We start from the raw sequence: 19,143 nt of genomic DNA, 5'->3' as shown, positions 1-19,143 counted from the left end.
GCGTCACCGCATGAATTTCCAGATTGCAGTTCTCCTGGGCCAGGACGGCATCACCAACGGAGCCATCTACGCGCTGCTGGCCTTGTCGATCGTGCTGGTCTTCACCGTGACGCGCGTGCTCCTGATTCCGCAAGGCGAGTTCGTCGCCTACGGGGCGTTGACGATGGCGGCCATCCAGGCCGGCCAGCCCAGCGCGGTGGCGTGGCTGGTGACGTTGCTGTTCGCGGCTTCGGCCGCGGTGGACGTGGCGCTGCTGCTGATGCGCAGCGAGCGCGCCGTGCCGCTGCGCTGGATGTTCGCGGGCAAGCTGGTCTATCCGTTGCTGATGCTGCTGGCGGTCTACAAGCTGCCGCTCGCCACGATGGCGATGCCGCTGCAGATCGCGTTGACCCTGGCCTTGCTGGTGCCGCTCGGTCCGTTGTTGTACCGGCTGGTGTTTCAGCCGATCGCCGATGCGCCGGCACTGGTGCTGCTGATCGTGTCGATCGCGCTGCATGTGTCGATGGTCGGCGTCGGCCTGCTGGTCTTCGGGCCCGGCGGTGCGAGCACCACGCCACTGGTCGACGCGATCATCGAGGTCGGCGGCGTTCGCATCAAGGCGCAGACGCTGTGCGTGATCGCGGTCGCGTTGCTGCTGATCGGCGCGCTCTACCTGATGTTCGGCCGCACCTTGTACGGCAAGGCGCTGCGGGCCGCGGCGATGAACCGCATGGGCGCACGGCTCATGGGCATCTCGCCAGTGTTCGCCGGCAAGGCCACTTTTTCCCTGGCCGCGCTGATCGGCGCGATGTCGGGCGTGCTCATCGCGCCGATGACCACCATCTACTACGACTCGGGCTTCATCATCAGCCTGAAGGGCTTCATCGGCTCGATCATCGGTGGGCTCGTGAGCTATCCGATCGCAGCCATCGGTGCGGTGGTCGTCGGGCTGATCGAAGCCTTCTCGGCCTTCTATGCCAGCACCTACAAGGAGATCATCGTCTTCACGCTGATCATCCCGGTGCTGCTGTGGCTGTCGCTCACCAGCAAGCACGTGGAGGACGAGGAATGAGCGCCAAAAGCTCATTCATCGGGCTCGGCATCTTCGTGCTGCTGCTCATCGTCGCGCCGCTGGTGGTGCCGCCGTTCTATGTCACGCTGCTCAACTACATCGGCCTCTACGGGTTGGTCGCGCTCGGTCTCATGCTGCTGACCGGCGTCGGTGGCCTCACCAGCTTCGGCCAGGCTGCCTTCGTGGGACTGGGCGCCTACACGACGGCCGCGCTGTCGACCGGCGTGATCGAAGTGCCCGCGATGTTCACCTGGGCACAGCACTCGCCGTGGATCGCGCTGCTCGCCGGCTTATTGCTGACGCTGGCGGTCGCGCTGGTCCTGGGCGCGCTCACGCTGCGGCTGTCGGGCCACTACCTGCCGCTCGGCACCATCGCATGGGGCCTGAGCCTCTACTACCTGTTCGGCACCTTCGACCGACTGGGCGGACAAACCGGCCTGCCGGGCATCCCGCCGATCTCGCTGTTCGGCGTCAAGCTGGAAAGCGCCAACCAGATGTACTACCTCATCTGGGCCTTCGTGCTGGTGGCGGCGCTCACCACGCAAAACCTGCTCGACTCGCGCCAGGGCCGCGCCATCCGTGCGCTCAAAGGGGGAGTGGTCATGGCCGAGGCGATGGGCGTGAACACCGCGCGCTCGCGCATGGTGATCTTCGTCATCGCCGCGCTGCAAGCCTGTGCTTCGGGCTGGCTCTATGCGCACCTGCAACGCTTCGTCAATCCGTCTCCGTTCAGCCTGCAATACGGCATCGACTACCTGTTCATGGCGGTGGTGGGTGGTGCCGGCCAGGTGTGGGGCGCGTTCCTCGGAGCCGGCGTCATCATCGTGTCGAAGCAATGGCTGCAGGACATCTTGCCGAGCCTGCTGGGCCGCAGCGGCAACTTCGAGATGATCGTGTTCGGCGCGCTGCTGATCGTGCTGCTGCAGCGTTCGCGATCGGGCCTCTGGGGCCTTGTCACACGCTGCATGACCACGCTGATGCCCAAGTTGCAAGCCGGGCGCATCCGCAGCGTGTCGCCGACGGCCGAGCCGCTGCCGCGCCGGCCGATGCCGTCACGTGGCGAAGTGGTGCTGAGGGCGACGGCGGTCACGCGCCGCTTCGGCGGACTCATTGCCAACGACGCCATGGACCTTACGGTGCATGCCGGCGAAATCCTCGCGCTGATCGGCCCCAACGGCGCGGGCAAGAGCACGATGTTCAATCAACTCTCGGGCGTGGACACGCCCACGTCGGGCGAGGTGATGTTTCGCGGTCACTCGATCGCCGGCCGCGGCTCGCGCGCCATCGCCCAGCTCGGCCTGAGCCGCAGCTTTCAGCATGTGCGGTTGATGACGGAGATGAGCGTGCTGGAGAACGTGGCCATCGGCGCGCACCTTCGCGGCAAGCGCGGCGTGCTGGCGGCGGCGTGGCGACTCGACCGCACCGAAGAGGCGCGCCTGATGGCCGAGGCCGCGCACCAGGTGGAGCGCGTCGGCTTGAAGGAGCACATGTTCGACGAGGCCGGCTCGCTGGCACTGGGCCAGCAACGGACGTTGGAGATTGCCCGCGCACTCGCCAGCGATCCGAGCCTGCTGCTGCTCGACGAGCCTGCCGCCGGCCTGCGCCACAAAGAGAAGGAAGCGCTCGGCGACCTGCTGCGCAAGCTGCGCGGGGAGGGCATGGCGATTCTTCTGGTGGAGCACGACATGGACTTCGTGATGGGCCTGGTCGACCGCGTGGTGGTGATGGACTTCGGCCAGAAGATCGCGGAGGGCCTGCCCGACGAGGTGCAGAAAAATCCAGCGGTGCTCGAGGCCTATCTGGGTGGGGTGGACGCATGAGCGCTGCGCTGAAGAACCCAACGACCGACAAGGTGCTCCAAGTCCGCGACCTGACCGTCTCTTACGGCAAGGTCGATGCGCTGGTCAAAGCCAATATCGAGGTCTTCACCGGACGTATCGTGACCGTGATCGGCCCCAACGGCGCCGGCAAGACCACGCTGCTTTCTGCCGTGATGGGCGTGCTGCCGTCGCGCGGCGAGATCGTGCTCGACGGCACGGTGCATCGCTCGCCGCAGGTCGAGCAGATGGTGCGCGCCGGCATGACGCTGGTGCCCGAAAAGCGCGAGCTCTTCGCCGGCATGAGCGTGCAGGACAACCTCGCGCTCGGCGCCTTCGACCGGCATCGCCGCGGCCTGCGCGACAGCGCGGAAACGCTGGAAGAAATCTACGCTTTGTTCCCGCGCCTGCAGGAGCGGCGAGAACAGCTGGCCGGCACGCTGTCGGGCGGCGAGCGCCAGATGCTCGCCATCGGCCGCGCCCTCATGGCCAGGCCGCGCCTTTTGATGCTCGACGAACCCAGCCTCGGCCTGGCGCCGCTGATCGTGCGGGAGATTTTTCGCATCATCGCGGCGCTGCGCGAGCGCGGTGTCTCGATCCTGCTGGTGGAGCAGAACGCACGTGCCGCACTGCAGGTCGCCGACTACGCCTACGTGCTGGAAACCGGCGCCATCAGCATGCACGGCCCGGCCGCCGAACTGGCGCAAGACCCGCGTGTCGTCGAGGCCTACCTGGGCCTCGCCGGCAAGCACCAGGACCAGCTTTCCCGATGAAAGCGCCGTACTGACATCCATGCTTCGAATTCGATGCCATGACACGCCAATATTGTTGACACCTCAATGTTTCGAACTTCATATTCCTCTGAAAGGGCACCCATGACATCGATCGAAAACATGACCCGCACCGCCGTGGCACTCGGCATCGCCATGGGACTCTCGGCCGCCGCGATGGCTGCCGACCTCAGGATCGGCTTCATCAGTTCGCTCTCCGGCCCGGTGTCCGCACTCGGCATCCCGTACGAAAAAGGCATCCGCGCTGCCATCGCCGAAAGTCCGATGCTGGCCGGCCACAAGGTCGAGCTCATCGTCCTCGACGACGCATCCGACCCGACGACCGCCGGCCGCAACGCCCGCAAGCTGGTGGTCGAAGACAAGGTCGACGTGCTCATCGGCACCTCCGGTGTGCCCGGTGCCATGGCCATCGCCGCGGTCGCGAAAGAACTCAACGTGCCGCTGATCTCGCCCACGCCGGTGACGATCGCCGGCGGCGCCGACACGTGGGCGGTCACGGTGTCGCAATCTTTCCCGCTGATGGTCTCGGCGGTGGTCGAGCGCATGCAGAAGGCAGGCGTGAAAACGGTCGCCTTCATCGGCTTCTCCGACGCACTCGGCGACCTGGCCTACGACTCGCTGAAGACGAGCACCGACGCCGCCGGCATCAAGATCGTCGCCAACGAACGCTATGCGCGCGCCGACGCATCGGTCACCGGCCAGATCCTCAAGATCACCGCGCTGCGCCCCGATGCCGTGTTTGCCGGCAACTCCGGCACCCCCGGCGCGCTGCCGTACCTGGCATTGACCGAGCGTGGCTACAAAGGTCACCTCTACGGCACCCACGGCCTCATCAACGCCGACTTCGTGCGAGTGGGCGGCGCCTCCATAGAAGGTCTGCAAGTGCCGAGCGGCCCTGTGCTGGTGGCCGACCAGCTCGCCGCCGACAACCCGATTCGTGCCGTGTCGATGAACTTCCGCGCCGCCTACCAGAAGCTCAACGGCGCGCCACCCAACGACGCCTTTTCGTCATACACCTACGACTCGTACCTGCTGCTCGGCGATGCAGCCAAGCGCACCAAGGGCGAGCCCGGCACAGCCGCCTACCGCACGGCATTGCGCGACGCGATCATGAGCACCAAGGAGTTGGTCGGCACGCACGGTGTCTACAACTTCAAGCCGGACGACCGTTACGGCTCCGACAAGCGTGGCGTGGTCATGGTGAAGATGGAGAAGGGTCAGTGGAAGCTGGCTCCTTGAGATGAAGACCGGCGCTCGTTCTCGTTGTTTGGTGGTGCGCTTGTTGCGCACGGGGTGGGATCACGCCGGCGGCGTACTCCCCTCCGCGAATGTCCCCCGGCCTTGGGCCTCCTCCTTTATTTCGCTGCGGGGAGCACACCATCGACGCGATCTCGTAGCGCCCGTATCGGTGGCCTCGGCACGAGCCAACGAATGCACCCGCACCCAGTTACGGAGGCATTGACATGTCGAACTACCGCGACAACCCACAAGCCATCGCAGCACTGGTCGATCAAGACCGCGTCCACCGCGACCTGTACCTAAGTGACGAACTGTTCGCACTGGAGCAAGAGCGGCTGTTCGCGAACACGTGGCTCTACGCCGGCCACACGAGTCAAGTACCGAACACCGGTGACTACTGGGCACTCGAACTCGCAGGCAAACCGGTCATGCTGGTCCGCCAACCGGATGGCTGCGTGCGCGTGTTCTACAACCGCTGCGCCCATAAAGGCAGCCGCCTTGTCACAGACGAGCACGGCAACACCGGCAAGTTCTTTCGCTGCCCGTACCACGCCTGGACCTACAAGCTCGATGGCGCACCGCTCGGCATGCCGCTGAAGAGCGGTTACGAAGGCACGCGCCTGACCGAGTGCGAATCCGGCCAGGGCCTGGTCGAAGTCAGGAACACCGTGGTCTACCGCGACTTCGTCTTCGTTCGGATGGCCGAGGAGGGCATCGACTTCGACAGTTACTTCGGCGACGTCAAACAGGCCATCAACAACATGGTCGACCGCTCGCCCGAGGGCCGGCTGACGGTCGGCGGTGGCGTGTTGCGCAGCATCATCCATTGCAACTGGAAGATGTACCTGGAGAACATCAACGACACCGTGCATCCGATGTCGACGCACGAGTCGGCGACACAGGCTGCGAAGTCGGTCTGGGCGACGCACGATGCCGACGAGCCCAAGCCGATGGCGATGGAACAGATCCTGCCGTTCGGTGCCGGCTACGATTTCTTCGACAAGATGGGCGGCCGTGTGTTCGCCAACGGCCACAGCATTCTGGGCGTCAACTTCAGCATTCACTCCGGCTATGCGCAGCTGCCGGAGTACGAGGCTGCGATGCGTGCCGCGCACGGCGAGCAGCGTGCGGCCGACATCCTGGAGCGGTCGCCGCAGAACTCGGTTTTCTATCCGAGCCTGTCGGTCAAGGGCTCGCCGCAGGCCATCCGCGTGATCCGGCCGCTGGCCGCCAACCGCACCTTGATCGAGGCCTGGAGCTTTCGCGCCGCCGGCGCACCCGAGGTGCTGTTCCAGCGTGCGATGACCTACAACCGGCTCGTCTTCTCGCCGATGTCTGTCGTCGCGCACGACGACGTGCACCTGTTCGAAAGCATGCAGCGCGGCCTCGCGGCCAACGGCAACGACTGGGTCAGCCTGCACCGCAATTTCGACGCCGCCGAGATCGGGCAGGGCACCGTCACGACCAACGGCACCAACGAGCTTCTGATGCGCAACCAGTTCCGCGCATGGGCCCGCTACATGGCACCCGCATCGGTATCCGCATCCGCAACGTCCACTTGATCCCGCGTTTCCATCTTTCCAATTCAACCCAAGAGGAGTGACACCATGAAGCACCTGATCCCGACCCTGACACGCGGCGCGCTCACAGCGGCACTCGCCATCGGCTTTGCGATGACCGCGCTGGCGGCCGACCTCAAGGTCGGACTCAGCACCTCGCTGTCTGGCCCCAACTCCTCCATCGGCATTCCCTACGCCAAGGGCATGCAGGCCGCGCTGGCCTACAAGGGCGAACTCAACGGCGTGAAGATCCAGTTGGTCGTGCTGGACGACGGCTCCGACCCGACGGCGGCAGGCCGCAATGCGCGCAAGCTGGTGGAAGAAGAAAAGGTCGACGTGCTGATGGGCACCTCGGGCGCGCCGTCGGCCGTGGCCATCGCCCAGGTCGGCCGCGACAGCAAGACGCCGATGATCGCGCTCACGCCGATCTCGTGGGACCCGATCGAGAACCCGTGGGCCGTGACCGTGGCGCAGCCGACCCAGCTGATGGTCGATGCCGTGGTCGAGCGCATGAAGCGCAACGGCGTGAAGACGGTCGGCTACATCGGCTTCTCCGATGTCTGGGGCGACCTCGTGTACGACGCGCTGATGAAGGCCGCACCGGCTGCCGGCATCAAGGTACTCAGCAACGAGCGCTATGCGCGGGCCGACTCGTCGGTGACCGGGCAGGTGCTGAAGATCGTCGCCATGCGTCCCGACGCGGTCATGACAGGCGGTGCCGGCACGCCTGGCGCGTTGCCTTTCCTGGCGCTGGCCGAGCGTGGCTTCAAGGGCGGCGTGTATGGGCAGCATGGCCTGATCAACCCCGACTTCGTGCGGGTGGCCGGTGCTTCGGCGCAAGGCTCGCTGATGCCGACCGGCCCGGTGATCGTGGCCGAACAATTGCCGGACAGCGCCCCGACCAAGAAGATCGCTCTCGACTTCCGCACGGTCTACCAGAAGGTCAACAACGCGCCGACCACCGATGCGTTCTCGGCCTATTCGTTCGACGCCTGGCTGGTGTTCCTCGACGCTGCCGCGCGGGCCATGCCCAAGGCCGCGCCCGGCACGCCCGAGTTCCGCCTGGCCCTGCGCGACGCGATTCTCAGCAGCAAGGAAATCGTCGGTACGCACGGCGTCTACAACTTCAAGCCCGGCGCGCTCTACGGCGTGGACGAGCGCGCTCGCGTGATCGTCAAGCTCGACAACGGCCAGTGGAAGCTGGCCCCTTGAGCGGACGCGGCGAACTCGGCAAAGCACGAGCGATGCAGACGCAAAGGATGACCCTATGACCTGGGACGTCGCGCTCATCCTGGCGATGGACGGGCTGGCCAACGGCTCGGTCTACCTGCTCGCGGGCCTGGGCCTGGTGCTGATCTTTTCGGTCACGCGAGTGGTCTTCGTGCCCTTCGGCGACGTGACCGCGTTCGCGGCGCTCACCCTCGCCGCGTTCCAGACCGGCCGCGTGCCGCCGACCATCGGCCTCGTGGCGGTGCTGGCCGTGCTGGCGACCGCCACTGAACTCGGCAGCCTGTGGCGCCGCGGCGAAGTGGCGCGCATGCCCAAGGCGTTGCTCGCTTGGGGTGTGCTGCCTCTCGTGCCGTGCCTGCTGGCCTGGCTGGCGGCACGGCCGGGCATGCCGGCGCTGGTGCAGATCGCCGCGACGCTGCTGCTCATCGTGCCGATCACGCCGCTGCTGGCGCGCGTGGTGTACCAGCCGATCGCCGATGCGTCGGTGCTGGTGCTGCTGATCGTCTCCCTCGCATTGCACTTCCTGCTGTCGGGACTCGGCCTGCTGTTCTTCGGCCCCGAGGGTTCGCGCACCGAACCGCTGGCCAGCGGCGTGTTCACGCTGGGCGACAACTTCGTGGTGAGCGGGCAGGTGCTGCTGATGGTCGGCTCCGCCATCGTGTTGAGCGGGCTGTTCTTTCTGGTGTTCGAACGCACTGTCGCCGGCAAGGCGCTGCGCGCGACCGCGGTGAACCGCGTCGGTGCGCGGCTGGTCGGTATTCGTCCTGCACGCACCGCCCTCATGGCGTACGGCAGCGCATCGCTGCTCGCCGGACTCATCGGCATCCTGATCGGGCCGGTGACCACCATGTACTACGACTCGGGCTTCATCATCGGGCTGAAGGCCTTCGTCGCCGCGATCATCGGTGGGCTGGTGAGTTACCCGGTGACCGCCCTCGGCGCACTCGCCGTCGGCCTGGTCGAAAGCTACGCATCGTTCTGGAGCGGCGCACTGAAAGACGTGATCGTGTTCAGCCTTCTGATCCCCGTCCTGATGCTGCGCTCGTACCTGTCGCGCCACCAGGAAGAAGAGCAGGAAGAGGTGGACGAATGACACCGCGCAACCGCATGTTCATGACGGCGACCATCGTGCTGCTGCTCGCGCTGGTGCCGCGGGTGGCCGGCAACTTCACCGTGTCGCTGCTCAACGATGTGGGCATCGGCGCGCTGGTCGCGCTCGGACTGGTGCTGTTCACCGGCATCGGCGGGTCGACCTCTTTCGGGCAGGCCGCCTTCGTCGGCATCGCGGCGTATGCCAGTGCGTGGCTCACGACCACGCAGGGTATGTCGCCGTGGATCGGGCTCCTGTTCGCGCTGGCGCTCACGGGAATCTCGGCCCTCGCGATCGGCATGTTGACGCTGCGCCTGGGCGGGCACTTTCTTTCGCTGAGCACGATCGCGTGGGGCCTGTCGATCGCGATGCTTTTCGGTAACGTCGAGGCGCTCGGGCGCCACACCGGGCTCTCGAACATCCCGGCACTGCGCATCGCGGGCTGGTCGCTGGCCGAGCCGCGTGCCATTTACTACCTGATCTGGGCGCTGGTCGGACTGGCCTTTTTGTTCAGCCGCAACCTGCTGAGTTCGCGACCCGGCCGTGCGATACGTGGTTTGCGCGGCGGTGCCACGCTGCTGGCGAGCGTGGGTGCCGATGCTTACCGCGTGCGGCTCACGCTGTTCGTCACCGCAGCGCTGTTCGCAGGTCTCGCCGGCTGGCTCTATGCGCACATGAACCGCTTCGTGAGCCCATCGCCTTTCGACGTGCGCGCGAGCATCGAGTACCTGCTGATGGCGGTGGCCGGTGGGCTCGGTCAACTGGTGGGTGCGCTGGTCGGTGCAGCGCTGGTGTTGCTGTTGAAGAACGGCCTGCAGGACTTGTTGCCGCTGCTCACGCAACGCGCAGGGCAGCTCGAAGCCATTGCTTTCGCCGCGGTGTTCATCCTGCTGCTGCACTTCGCGCGCGGCGGGCTGATGGGCTTCGTGCGACGCTGGACGCGCGGGCGTTGGGCAGCGCAGCCGTCGACGGCGCCGGTCAAGCCGGTCACGCCGCTGGCGCAACGCACGCTGCCGGCGCGTGGCACGCCGATCCTGTCGGTGCAGGGCGTGGTCAAGCGCTTCGGTGGATTGATCGCAGTCAACGAGGTGAGTTTCGACGTCGCTGCGGGCGAGATCATCGGACTGATCGGCCCCAACGGCGCGGGCAAGTCGACCATGTTCAACCTGCTGACCTGCACCCTGCCGATGACTTCGGGCCAGGTGCGCTTCATGGACCAGAACATCGCGGGCCTGCCGCAACGCCAGGTTGCGCGACTCGGATTGGCGCGCACCTTCCAGCACGTGAAGCTGCGACCGCACATGAGCCTGCTCGACAACGTCGCGCTGGGTGCTTATGCGCGGACCGGTGCCGGCGTGCTCAAGGCCGGTCTCCGGCTCGACCGTGCCGAAGAACACCAGGTGCTGCAGGAAGCACAGCGCCAGCTCGATCGCATCGGCCTCGGCGACCGCTCGCACGAGATGGCCGGCAGCCTGCCGCTGGGCACCCAGCGCATTCTGGAGATCGCGCGAGCGCTTGCCGCCGACCCGGTGTTGCTGGTGCTCGACGAGCCTGCGGCCGGACTGCGCCGCAAGGAAAAAATGGCGCTCGGCGCGTTACTGCGCAAGCTGCAGGGGGAGGGCGTGACCATCCTCATCGTGGAGCACGACATGGACTTCGTGATGAAACTGGTGGACCGATTGGTGGTGATGAACTTCGGCTCGAAGCTGGTCGAGGGCGTGCCCGCCGTGGTGCGTGCGGACGAGCGCGTGCAGGCGGCTTACCTGGGGAGCGTCGTATGACGGTCATGTTGGAAATCGGCGAGCTGCATGTCGGCTACGGACAGGTCGAGGCCGTGCGAGGCGTCTCGCTCGCCCTGCAACCGGGGCAGATCATCTCGGTGATCGGGCCGAACGGTGCGGGCAAGACCACGCTGCTGGCCGCGGCCATGGGCCTGCTGCCGAGCAAAGGGGTGCTGCGCTTCGAAGGCGAAGACCTGCATGGGCTCGACGTCGAATCGCGTGTCGAACGCGGCCTGTGCCTGGTGCCGGAAAAGCGCGAGCTCTTCGGCGAACTGACGGTGCTCGACAACCTGCAACTCGGCGCCTACGCCAAGAAGTTGCGCAGCGATGCGATGAAGCGGCAACTGCAAGCGGTGTACGACCGGTTTCCGCGGCTGGCGGAGCGCCGCTCGCAACGCGCCGACACGCTTTCGGGCGGCGAGCGTCAGATGCTGGCGGTCGGTCGTGCGCTGATGTCGGCACCGCGCCTTTTGATGCTCGACGAACCCAGCCTCGGCCTGGCGCCGCTGATCGTGCGCGACATCCTCACCATCGTGCGATCGCTGCGCGACGAAGGCGTCTCGATCCTGCTGGTGGAGCAAAACGCGCGCGCCGCGCTCGAATCGTCGGACCACGGCTACGTGCTGGAGACGGGCGAGATCGCGCTCTCCGGCGCATCGGCCGAACTGGCGAGCGATCCGCGCGTGCAGGCGACCTACCTCGGCGGAGGCACGCACGATGACGAGTGAGCTGCGCGCGCTGCCACCCGCGCAGCGCACCCTGCCTGCGATGCTGCAACGGCAGGCCGCGTTGTTCGGTGCGCGTCCGCTGTTGAAGGTGGCGGGCCGGCAGTGGGCGCATCGCGATGCGGCTGCAGCGGCCGCCGTTCGGGCGGCCGCACTCGCGCAGGCCGGTGTGGTGCGAGGCGACCGCATCGCAGTAATGGCGGGCAACTGCATCGAGTTCATCGAGACTTTTCTTGGTGCGGGCTGGCTCGGCGCGGTGGTCGTTCCCGTCAACACGGCATCGATGGGTCCGCAGATCGAATACGTCCTTTCGAACAGCGAGGCGAAGCTGCTGGTGATCGGTGCCGGTTGCGTCGAGCGGCTGAAGATGGCAGACCTCGGTCGCACGGGGTTGCGCGAGATATGGGTGGTCGGCGACGTCGGCGAGGTGGAAGCGATCGTTGCTTCGCGCGAGCTGCCGCCCGGCGTGCGTGTCTCTCGCTATCCGGAAGGCGTCCACGGCGCCGAAAGCGCGCAAGCCAATCCGCCCGCCGCCGTGCAGCCTGGCGACCCGCTCGCCATCCTCTACACCTCGGGCACCACCGGCCCTGCCAAAGGCGTGATCTGCCCGCATGCGCAGTATTTCTGGTGGGGCGTGAACAGCGCCGAGGTGCTGGGTGTCGGCCGCGACGACGTGCTCTGCACGACGCTGCCGCTCTTTCATATCAATGCACTCAACACCTTCGCGCAGGCTGCACTGACGGGTGCGCAGGCAGTCTTCGAATTGCGCTTCTCGGCATCGGGTTTCTGGCCGTCGATGCGCGCGAACGGCGCGACGGTGGTCTATTTGCTCGGTGCGATGGTTCCCATCCTGTTGGCCCCGCCGGAGGGGGAAGGAGAGCGCAATCATTCCGTCCGCATCGGACTCGGGCCCGGCGTGCCACCCGCGGCGGGGCAGGTCTTCACGGCGCGCACCGGCGTGACGCTGCTCGAAGGCTATGGCTCGACCGAGACCAACTTCGCCATCGCCACCGCGCCGGCGTCGCCGCGCGGCGGTGTGATGGGCTGGCTGCGCGAGGGCTTCGAGGCGCGTGTCGCCGACGAAGACGATGCGCCCGTGCCGGACGGCGAGGCCGGCGAATTGCTGCTGCGTGCAGACGAGCCTTACGCCTTCGCGAGCGGCTACTTCAACATGCCGGAGAAAACCGTCGAGGCCTGGCGCAATCTCTGGTTTCACACCGGCGACCGCGTAGTGCGCGATGCCGACGGGGCGTTCCGTTTCGTCGATCGCATCAAGGACGCGATCCGCCGTCGTGGCGAGAACATCTCATCTTTCGAGGTCGAGCAGGTGTTGGCCAGTCATCCGGCGGTCGCGTCTTGTGCGGTGTATCCGGTGCAATCCGAATTGGCCGAAGACGAAGTGATGGCGGCGCTGGTGGCACGCGAGGGTGTGCGGATCGACCTCACTGATCTCATCGAGTTTTGTACGAGCCGGCTGCCGTACTTCGCGGTGCCGCGCTACATCGACGTGCTGCCCGACCTGCCGCGCACCGAGAACGGCAAGGTCCAGAAATTCAAGCTGCGCGAGCGCGGCGTGGGGCCGCAGACCTGGGACGGCCAGCCGGCCAAATCGGGAGGTCGGCCTGAAAGCGCAATTTGAATCGTGGTGCCATAATTAAACCCAAGGTTTCATTAAGGAACCGCTGGAGCGATGATGGCACAAGCCGTAAAAATTTCCGATCTAGAAATGGACGCCTTGCGCGATGCTGCGCGGGTGAACAGCCGGTCGATCTCGGGGCAGGCCGAGCATTGGATCCGTATCGGTCGCGCGATCGAACGCGATCCGACCATCGGCTATTCGAAGGTCGACCTGGCGCTGCGCGGTCTTGAGCCGCTGGCGCTCGACACCCTCGGCGATGCCGAGCAGGACGCCTTCATCGAACGCATGGGTGACGCTCCAGCCACCGCGGTTGAACAGGATTTCTGGCGCAAGCGGCAACGAAAGGGTCTCGGCGTGGGCCTCGATGACGACGGCAACCTGGAGTTCGGCAAAGCAGTCCGGCCAACCGGCGGCCAGTGAGCCGCGCAACGATGTTTTTGCTGGCCGGACCGAACGGCGCCGGCAAGTCGACGCTCTACGAGCTGGCGATCGCACCTCGTATCCAGGCGCCTTTCATCAATGCCGACCTGATCCAGCGCGACGAACTGCGCGACGCGTCGATGTCTGCGGCGTACACCGCGGCCGGCATAGCAGAAAACCGGCGGCGGCTGGCGCTCAAGCAGGGACTCAGCTTCGTTTCTGAATCGACGTTCTCGCATCCGTCGAAACTGGAATTAGTCGATGACGCCAGGCGTGCCGGCTTTCGAGTCGTGCTTTACCACGTCAACTTAGGCAAGCCTGAGTTGTCGGTCAGCCGAGTGGCGCTAAGGGTGGGTGAGGGCGGTCACGATGTGCCCGAAGACAAGATCCGCGAGCGCTACGACCGCAATCAGCCCTTGATCCGCCAAGCGGTGCTGCGCGCCGACTTCGCCTTTGTGTTCGACAACTCGCGGCTCAACGTCTCCCCGCAGCGCATTCTGAGTTTCAAGGCAGGGCGCATCACCGCGACTGCAAGCGCGATACCGGACTGGGCTGAATTGCTCTATGCAGAAGAACTGCGCGCTTTCGGCTAGCCGGGCAATTTCAACGTCGCGAGGAACTCCATCACGGCTTCGGAAAAAACACCAGGCATCTGATCAGGCAGTGGCACCATGCCGTGCTCGATGTTCAGCAGCCGGCTGCCGGCGATGGCTTGTGCGACGCGTGGCGCTGCCGGAAAAGCATGCGGGTCTTCGGTCGGGGCGAGCACCAGCGTGGGGCTGGTCACCAGCGGCGTTCTTGTCTCCATCGCGTAGCGGTTCACCACGCGGTGGCCTTCGACGGCGAGGTCGCCTGCCTTCAAAGCGTCGGCGATGAAGCGTTCTAGCAAAGCGTGGTCGCATGGCGGATAAAAGGGCATGCGCCGTTGCCACAGCTCGGTCAGATGCTCGCCGCCGGGCATGCGCTCGACCTCGTCGATGATTCGCTTGCCGTGATGCGCGGCGCGGCGCGGCGCGTCGACGAAAGGACATGCCGACAAGACGAGCGCACTGACGCGTTCAGGCCGGCTCGCCGCCATCTCCAGGGCCACGGCCGCGCCGGTGTGATGCCCGACCAAGGCCACTTGTTGCAAGCCCAATGCATCCAGCAGGTCGAAAGCGACTTCGGCCCATCGCTCGATCGTGTTGTCAGCGGCCGGCAACGGGTCCGAGTCACCGAAGCCCGCCGTGTCCATGGCGATGGCGCGGTAGCGCGCACCGATCAACGGCAGCACATCGCGGTACTCGTCCCACGACCGCGGCGTCTGGTGCAGCAGCAGAACCGGGAACCCCTGGCCAGCGCTGGCGATGTGAATGCGGCCCGATCGGGTCGGCACGAACTGGCGATCGATGGTCATGATGCAAGGGCTGCGGTCGCGCGCTTGAAACCTTGAACCACGACATCGATGTCGTTGGCTGCGACCACCATTCGGTAGCCTTGCTCGCGTCGCTGGAGCGCTGCATCGGTCGTGCCGGTGAATGCGCCGCATGGCACTGAAGCGTCGTCGCAGGCATGCTTGATTTCGGCGCAGGCCTCTGCATGTTTCGATGCATCGCCTGCACCGATTTCGAGCGACAGCGCGAGATCGCCAGTACCGATGAAGACCATGTCCAGTCCTTCGACGGCAGCAATTTCCCGCGCGTTGGCCAGGCCGGCCGCCGTCTCGATCATCACCATCACGGCGATGTGTTTTGCGCCTTCGAGGTACGTGCCGAAATCCATCAACGGGCGCACGCCGCCTGCGGACCGAATGCCGTGCGGCGGGTACTTGGCGCAGCGCACGGCGTGGCGACATTGCTCGGCGCTTTCGACCAAGGGGACGATCACGCCTTCTGTACCTGCGTCCAGTGCCATGCCGATCGCAGTGGCCGAGTTGTCGGCGACACGCACGATCACCGGGATGTGGCTCGGCACCACGCCGATCGCGGCCTCCAGCTCGCGGCGATCCCAGAGGCCGTGCTGCATGTCGATGACGATGGCGTCGGGCTGCGCGCGCGCGGCGGCTTCGACGAGCGCTGCCGACCCGAGTGCGAGCCACGAGACGGCGATGCAGTCGCCCCCGGCAATGCGCGCTTTGAGAGTGGGTTGTGTGGGATTGAACATGGGTGGTTTGACGGCTTCAGGTAACGCGGAGTCCGGCCTGCTTCATCAGCGGCAAGACACGGTCGCAGAAGAACGGCAACTCGTAGGTGTAGTTGACGAAGGTGAGCGCTGCACCGGCATAGCCTTCTTTGGAAATCTTGACAAGATCCTCGACGATTTTCTCGGGCGTGCCGACCAGCGGGTAAGTTCCGGCGCCCCCCGCGAAGCGCTTGCGATAGAGGTCGAACGCATTCTTGTCGTGCGAGTTCGAGAACTCCTTTTTCTGCGCCATGTGGTTGTCGACGGCGCCATGGTCGGCCAGCGTTACCGCATAGCGCTCGTAGTAGTCGTCTGCCTCCTTTTGCGTCTCGCGGCAGACGACGTGGCATACGGTGTAAATGCCGACGTCGCGGCCTTGCAGCTTGGAGCGCTCCTTGATGTCGGCGTAGTGCTTGCGGCCATCTTCGATGTTGGAGAAGGTGGAGAACAGGAAGTCGCAGTTCTTTGCCGCAAAGTCGCGCCCCGGTGCGCCAAAGGCCGCATTCATGGTGAGCGGTCGCGGCACCTGAATGCTTGCGGGTCGGCTGACGACGCCTTTGAGCGCGTAGTACTTGCCCTGGAAGTCGAACGGCTGATGATCGCCGTAGCAGCGCTCGATCACTTCCAGCCATTCCGCCGCCTGGCCATAGGCGTCGTCGCTGAGCTTGGCGCCGAACATCGCGAACTCGTCAGGGTTCCAGCCACAGACGATGTTGAGCCCGGCGCGCCCGTTGCTGATGTGATCGACCGTCGCCAATGCCTTGGCCGCATACACGGGATGCAGCAGGGGCACATGCACCGTCATGAACAGGCCGATCTGCTTGGTGACCGCAGCGAGTCCGGCCGCCCAGGTGAAGGTCTCGAAGGACCACTCGCGCACATGGTTCTTGCCACCGAAGCCGCGCCACCGCGCGATGGGCAGAAAGAACTCCAGGCCCGCGCGGTCTGCGATGCCCGCCGCGTTGAGGTTGTCGTCCCACCGCGCGCGCCAGCGCTCCGGCACGTCGGTGATGGCGAGGCCTCCATCCGCATTGGCGGAGAACACGCCAAGCTTGAAACGATTGGGGCCCTTGAGCGGGTGCAAGTGATTCATGCGATGAGATCCCTGGAGGCCGAATGGCTTTTGCGGGCCGTAGTGGCCTTGGTTGCAGCAGTTCCAGGTGCGGAAGATGCTCCAGCCGTGGCTTCGCCGTGCACCGTTTCGTGCGTCGAGAAGTACGCGGCCTGTGCATCGGCCATGAACCGCTCCATGGCTTTGAACGCGAGTGCCGCATCCCGCTTGGCGAGCGCCGCGTGAAGCTTGGACAGACCATCGACCACCACTTGTCGGGTTTTTTTGTTCACCAGAGTGAGCATGCGCACGGTCTGCACATGGTCGACGAAGCGCCCTATGGTGTTCGCAAGGCGCTGGTTTTTGACCCGGCTCAGCCACGCTTGGCGGAAGGCCATGTTCGCCAAGGCCATCTCTTCGTCGTCGTTGTTCGCGGCCGCCTGGCGTGCCCGTTTGAGTGCCAGCGTCAGTTCCTGCTTTGCCGTTGCATCCACGTTGGGCGCCACGCTCGCGATGGCCGCAGGCTCCAGCAGGCGGCGTACTTGGAAGATGTCGCGCACGTCGTCGAGGCTCAGTGTCGGCGCCACGAAGCCGCGCGTCGTGCCGACCAGATAGCCCTCGTTCACGAGACGCAGCAACGCGTCGCGCGCCGGCATGCGCGAAGTGCCATAGGCAGCAGCAACCTCGACATCGACAAGTCGCTCTTCAGGCTGGAGCGGCGTGTGCTGCAGGCGCTTGCGCAACTCGTCGTAGATGCGGTCGCCCAAAGTTTCCGCGCGGGCCAGCGGTTTGGGCGCGGCCCTGGCGGCAGCCATCGTCGGCGCTGCTTTTTTCATTGATTCCCACGGAACGTTTCTTGCATCTGGAAACTGTATACAGTATATTTTCATTTGTCCAATCGCCTCTTTGGGCGATTCAATGGCGCGATGCTTGCAAGCGTTTGGCCACCGGTTCCTTCAGACCCATCAGCGAGAACTTTCATGAACGATTTCTTGAGCTCGGGAACCCCGACAGACGCAGCACTGTCTCTGGCTGCACCGTCGTCTTTGAAACCATCGCGCCGCAGCTTCGTGCTGGGCGCGCTCACCGTGGGGGCCGGCAGCGTGCTGCCGTGGGACCTGGCCAATGCACAGATCACCGACAAGTCGAACCTGGCCATCGCGTACCCCGTCGACGTGCCGACGTGGGACCCGGGCGCCTTGTCCATCCCGACGATCCAGGCGATCTATCACACGGTGTTCGATTCGCCGCTGCGCTACTCGCAACATTTGAAGCTCGAGGCGCGACAGATCAAGCAATGGCGCTGGCTCGACGACAAGGCGACGCGACTCGAGATCACGTTGCGCGACGACATCCTGTTCCACGACGGCTCGCGCATGACGATGGACGACGTCAAGTACAGCCTGTCGGAACGGCCCAAGGCGGACAAGAAGTTGCTGGTCGGTGGCATGTTCAACACGCTGGCCGATGTGGAAGTGCAGTCGCCCACCAAAGGCGTTCTGGTCTACAGCCGGCCAACGCCGGCGGGGCCGATCTACCTGGGCTTCCTGGCGATGTACATCGTGCCTAAGGCCTACATGACGCAGGTCGGCGCCGAGGGCTTCAACGCCAAGCCGATCGGCGCCGGCCCTTACCGCATGGTCGAACATCAGCGTGGCTCGCGTATCGTGCTGGAGGCTTTCGACAAATACTGGGGTGGTGCGCCTGCCATCAAGCAGGTCACCTTTTTGATCGTGCCGGAGCCATCGGCTCGCGTGGCATTGGTGGAGTCGGGCAGGGCGGCGATGGCGGTGCAGTTGCCGATGCGCGAAGTCCAGCGTCTCGCCACCAAGACCGGCATCGTCACAAAGATCTATCCGTTCTCCGAGGTCTACATGCTTCGGATTCCCAACTACGTGAAGCCGTTCGAACACGACCATGTGCGCAACGCGATGCACCTGTCGATCGACAAGGCGGCGTTGTCGAAGGCCTTCTACGGCGGGGTCGCCAAGCCGCTGTCGGTGATGACGCCGGAAGGCACGCCGTCGTTCAGCGACTTCCAGTTTCCATTCAACAAGGCGAAGGCCATCGAGGAGCTGAAAGCTGCCGGCTACAGCACCAGCAACCCGGTCGCGCTGACGCTGCTCAGCACCAACGGCACCTTCCCCAACGACTTCGACATGGCCCGCGCCATCGCGCAGATGTGGAAGGCAGTCGGCATCAACGCGACGATCGAAGAAACTACGCCGGCCAAGCTCGTCGAAGCTGCGCAAAACGGCAAACTGACGGGCGTGCTGCTCTACAGCTGGGCCAACAGCACGGGCGATCCGGAGAACTACGCGGGCCGAATCTTCGACCCGCGCCTGCGCTTCGCGACCTGGAAGGACATGTCCCTCGCGCCACGCATCGACGGGCTGATGACCGAAGTGGACGAGGTCAAGCGCATGGCTGGCTACAAGGCACTTAACGCGGAGTCCTCGGAGAAATCGTGGGCGATCCCGCTGCTGCAAGGTGTGGCGACGGTCGCGTATTCGTCGACGCTGCAGCCGGTGCTGTTCGACAACGGCTACGTGTTGCCGGTCGAATACAAATACCGCTGACAAGGCACGCG

17 protein-coding genes are annotated in these 19,143 nt (G+C 65.3%); 13 read left to right on the top strand and 4 right to left on the bottom strand.

Annotation, left to right across the window (positions count from 1 at the left end; genetic code table 11):
- Nucleotides 1-10: 10 nt before the first annotated feature.
- The 12 genes from H7F36_RS17175 (at nt 11) to H7F36_RS17120 (ending at nt 13,935) form a co-directional block, all read left to right on the top strand.
- On the top strand, nt 11-1,051 hold the full coding sequence (locus H7F36_RS17175) for a branched-chain amino acid ABC transporter permease (protein WP_187051946.1): 1,041 nt from the start codon (nt 11-13) through the stop codon (nt 1,049-1,051).
- Nucleotides 1,048-2,871, top strand: a complete 1,824-nt coding sequence (locus H7F36_RS17170) for an ABC transporter permease subunit (protein ID WP_187051945.1) — start codon at nt 1,048-1,050, stop codon at nt 2,869-2,871. Before H7F36_RS17175 ends, H7F36_RS17170 begins: the two co-directional genes overlap by 4 nt.
- Nucleotides 2,868-3,641 carry an ABC transporter ATP-binding protein gene (locus H7F36_RS17165; RefSeq protein ID WP_187051944.1) on the top strand — a complete coding sequence of 258 codons (774 nt, stop codon included), beginning with the start codon at nt 2,868-2,870 and terminating at the stop codon, nt 3,639-3,641. Before H7F36_RS17170 ends, H7F36_RS17165 begins: the two co-directional genes overlap by 4 nt.
- A gap of 102 nt (nt 3,642-3,743) precedes the next feature.
- A complete protein-coding gene (locus tag H7F36_RS17160; protein ID WP_187051943.1) occupies nt 3,744-4,898 on the top strand; it encodes an ABC transporter substrate-binding protein in 1,155 nt (384 codons plus the stop codon).
- A gap of 224 nt (nt 4,899-5,122) precedes the next feature.
- The gene (locus H7F36_RS17155; protein WP_187051942.1) at nt 5,123-6,460 is read left to right on the top strand and encodes an aromatic ring-hydroxylating dioxygenase subunit alpha; all 1,338 of its coding nucleotides are present in this window, start codon (nt 5,123-5,125) and stop codon (nt 6,458-6,460) included.
- 45 nt (nt 6,461-6,505) lie between these two features.
- On the top strand, nt 6,506-7,669 hold the full coding sequence (locus H7F36_RS17150) for an ABC transporter substrate-binding protein (RefSeq protein ID WP_187051941.1): 1,164 nt from the start codon (nt 6,506-6,508) through the stop codon (nt 7,667-7,669).
- Nucleotides 7,670-7,724: 55 nt separating this feature from the next.
- The gene (locus tag H7F36_RS17145) at nt 7,725-8,780 is read left to right on the top strand and encodes a branched-chain amino acid ABC transporter permease (protein ID WP_187051940.1); all 1,056 of its coding nucleotides are present in this window, start codon (nt 7,725-7,727) and stop codon (nt 8,778-8,780) included.
- Nucleotides 8,777-10,558, top strand: coding sequence for an ABC transporter permease subunit (locus H7F36_RS17140; protein ID WP_187051939.1), 1,782 nt, complete (start codon nt 8,777-8,779; stop codon nt 10,556-10,558). The genes H7F36_RS17145 and H7F36_RS17140 overlap by 4 nt, the downstream gene beginning before the upstream one ends.
- Nucleotides 10,555-11,286: an ABC transporter ATP-binding protein gene (locus H7F36_RS17135; RefSeq protein WP_187051938.1), complete on the top strand. Its 732-nt coding sequence runs from the start codon at nt 10,555-10,557 to the stop codon at nt 11,284-11,286. Before H7F36_RS17140 ends, H7F36_RS17135 begins: the two co-directional genes overlap by 4 nt.
- A complete protein-coding gene (locus tag H7F36_RS17130; RefSeq protein WP_187051937.1) occupies nt 11,276-12,922 on the top strand; it encodes an ATP-dependent acyl-CoA ligase in 1,647 nt (548 codons plus the stop codon). Before H7F36_RS17135 ends, H7F36_RS17130 begins: the two co-directional genes overlap by 11 nt.
- Nucleotides 12,923-13,009: 87 nt before the next feature.
- Nucleotides 13,010-13,342 (top strand): ParD-like family protein, encoded by a 333-nt coding sequence (locus H7F36_RS17125; RefSeq protein ID WP_261802352.1) that lies wholly within the window; start codon nt 13,010-13,012, stop codon nt 13,340-13,342.
- Nucleotides 13,339-13,935: a zeta toxin family protein gene (locus tag H7F36_RS17120; RefSeq protein ID WP_261802351.1), complete on the top strand. Its 597-nt coding sequence runs from the start codon at nt 13,339-13,341 to the stop codon at nt 13,933-13,935. Before H7F36_RS17125 ends, H7F36_RS17120 begins: the two co-directional genes overlap by 4 nt.
- On the opposite strand, the gene H7F36_RS17115 is transcribed toward H7F36_RS17120, so the two are convergent.
- Genes H7F36_RS17115 through H7F36_RS17100 form a run of 4 tightly spaced genes read right to left on the bottom strand, consistent with a single transcriptional unit; the run spans nt 13,932 to nt 17,389 of the window.
- Nucleotides 13,932-14,738, bottom strand: a complete 807-nt coding sequence (locus H7F36_RS17115) for an alpha/beta fold hydrolase (protein ID WP_187051936.1) — start codon at nt 14,736-14,738, stop codon at nt 13,932-13,934. The genes H7F36_RS17120 and H7F36_RS17115 overlap by 4 nt on opposite strands.
- The gene (locus H7F36_RS17110; RefSeq protein ID WP_187051935.1) at nt 14,735-15,484 is read right to left on the bottom strand and encodes an HpcH/HpaI aldolase family protein; all 750 of its coding nucleotides are present in this window, start codon (nt 15,482-15,484) and stop codon (nt 14,735-14,737) included. The genes H7F36_RS17115 and H7F36_RS17110 overlap by 4 nt, the downstream gene beginning before the upstream one ends.
- 16 nt (nt 15,485-15,500) lie before the next feature.
- Nucleotides 15,501-16,595, bottom strand: a complete 1,095-nt coding sequence (locus H7F36_RS17105) for an LLM class flavin-dependent oxidoreductase (protein ID WP_187051934.1) — start codon at nt 16,593-16,595, stop codon at nt 15,501-15,503.
- Nucleotides 16,592-17,389, bottom strand: coding sequence for a GntR family transcriptional regulator (locus tag H7F36_RS17100; protein ID WP_187051933.1), 798 nt, complete (start codon nt 17,387-17,389; stop codon nt 16,592-16,594). Before H7F36_RS17100 ends, H7F36_RS17105 begins: the two co-directional genes overlap by 4 nt.
- Before the next feature lie 144 nt (nt 17,390-17,533).
- Between H7F36_RS17100 and H7F36_RS17095 the strand changes: the two genes are divergently transcribed.
- Complete coding sequence (locus tag H7F36_RS17095; protein ID WP_261802350.1) at nt 17,534-19,132, top strand: ABC transporter substrate-binding protein; 1,599 nt, start codon at nt 17,534-17,536, stop codon at nt 19,130-19,132.
- The last annotated feature ends 11 nt before the right edge of the window (nt 19,133-19,143 follow it).

Origin of the sequence: Variovorax sp. PAMC28562 (assembly GCF_014303735.1) — a bacterium.
Lineage (GTDB): Bacteria > Pseudomonadota > Gammaproteobacteria > Burkholderiales > Burkholderiaceae_C > Variovorax.
The sequence above is the reverse complement of the archived record's forward strand: the minus strand, read 5'-3'. Positions and strand labels throughout refer to the sequence as shown.

Bases quoted from the DNA above. Each gene is read 5' to 3' on its own strand.
- H7F36_RS17175 (WP_187051946.1), top strand. From the start codon at position 11: ATGAATTTCCAGATTGCAGTTCTCCTGGGCCAGGACGGCATCACCAAC.
- H7F36_RS17170 (WP_187051945.1), top strand. From the start codon at position 1,048: ATGAGCGCCAAAAGCTCATTCATCGGGCTCGGCATCTTCGTGCTGCTG.
- H7F36_RS17165 (WP_187051944.1), top strand. From the start codon at position 2,868: ATGAGCGCTGCGCTGAAGAACCCAACGACCGACAAGGTGCTCCAAGTC.
- H7F36_RS17160 (WP_187051943.1), top strand. From the start codon at position 3,744: ATGACATCGATCGAAAACATGACCCGCACCGCCGTGGCACTCGGCATC.
- H7F36_RS17155 (WP_187051942.1), top strand. From the start codon at position 5,123: ATGTCGAACTACCGCGACAACCCACAAGCCATCGCAGCACTGGTCGAT.
- H7F36_RS17150 (WP_187051941.1), top strand. From the start codon at position 6,506: ATGAAGCACCTGATCCCGACCCTGACACGCGGCGCGCTCACAGCGGCA.
- H7F36_RS17145 (WP_187051940.1), top strand. From the start codon at position 7,725: ATGACCTGGGACGTCGCGCTCATCCTGGCGATGGACGGGCTGGCCAAC.
- H7F36_RS17140 (WP_187051939.1), top strand. From the start codon at position 8,777: ATGACACCGCGCAACCGCATGTTCATGACGGCGACCATCGTGCTGCTG.
- H7F36_RS17135 (WP_187051938.1), top strand. From the start codon at position 10,555: ATGACGGTCATGTTGGAAATCGGCGAGCTGCATGTCGGCTACGGACAG.
- H7F36_RS17130 (WP_187051937.1), top strand. From the start codon at position 11,276: ATGACGAGTGAGCTGCGCGCGCTGCCACCCGCGCAGCGCACCCTGCCT.
- H7F36_RS17125 (WP_261802352.1), top strand. From the start codon at position 13,010: ATGGACGCCTTGCGCGATGCTGCGCGGGTGAACAGCCGGTCGATCTCG.
- H7F36_RS17115 (WP_187051936.1), bottom strand. From the start codon at position 14,738: ATGACCATCGATCGCCAGTTCGTGCCGACCCGATCGGGCCGCATTCAC.
- H7F36_RS17110 (WP_187051935.1), bottom strand. From the start codon at position 15,484: ATGTTCAATCCCACACAACCCACTCTCAAAGCGCGCATTGCCGGGGGC.
- H7F36_RS17105 (WP_187051934.1), bottom strand. From the start codon at position 16,595: ATGAATCACTTGCACCCGCTCAAGGGCCCCAATCGTTTCAAGCTTGGC.
- H7F36_RS17100 (WP_187051933.1), bottom strand. From the start codon at position 17,389: ATGAAAAAAGCAGCGCCGACGATGGCTGCCGCCAGGGCCGCGCCCAAA.
- H7F36_RS17095 (WP_261802350.1), top strand. From the start codon at position 17,534: ATGAACGATTTCTTGAGCTCGGGAACCCCGACAGACGCAGCACTGTCT.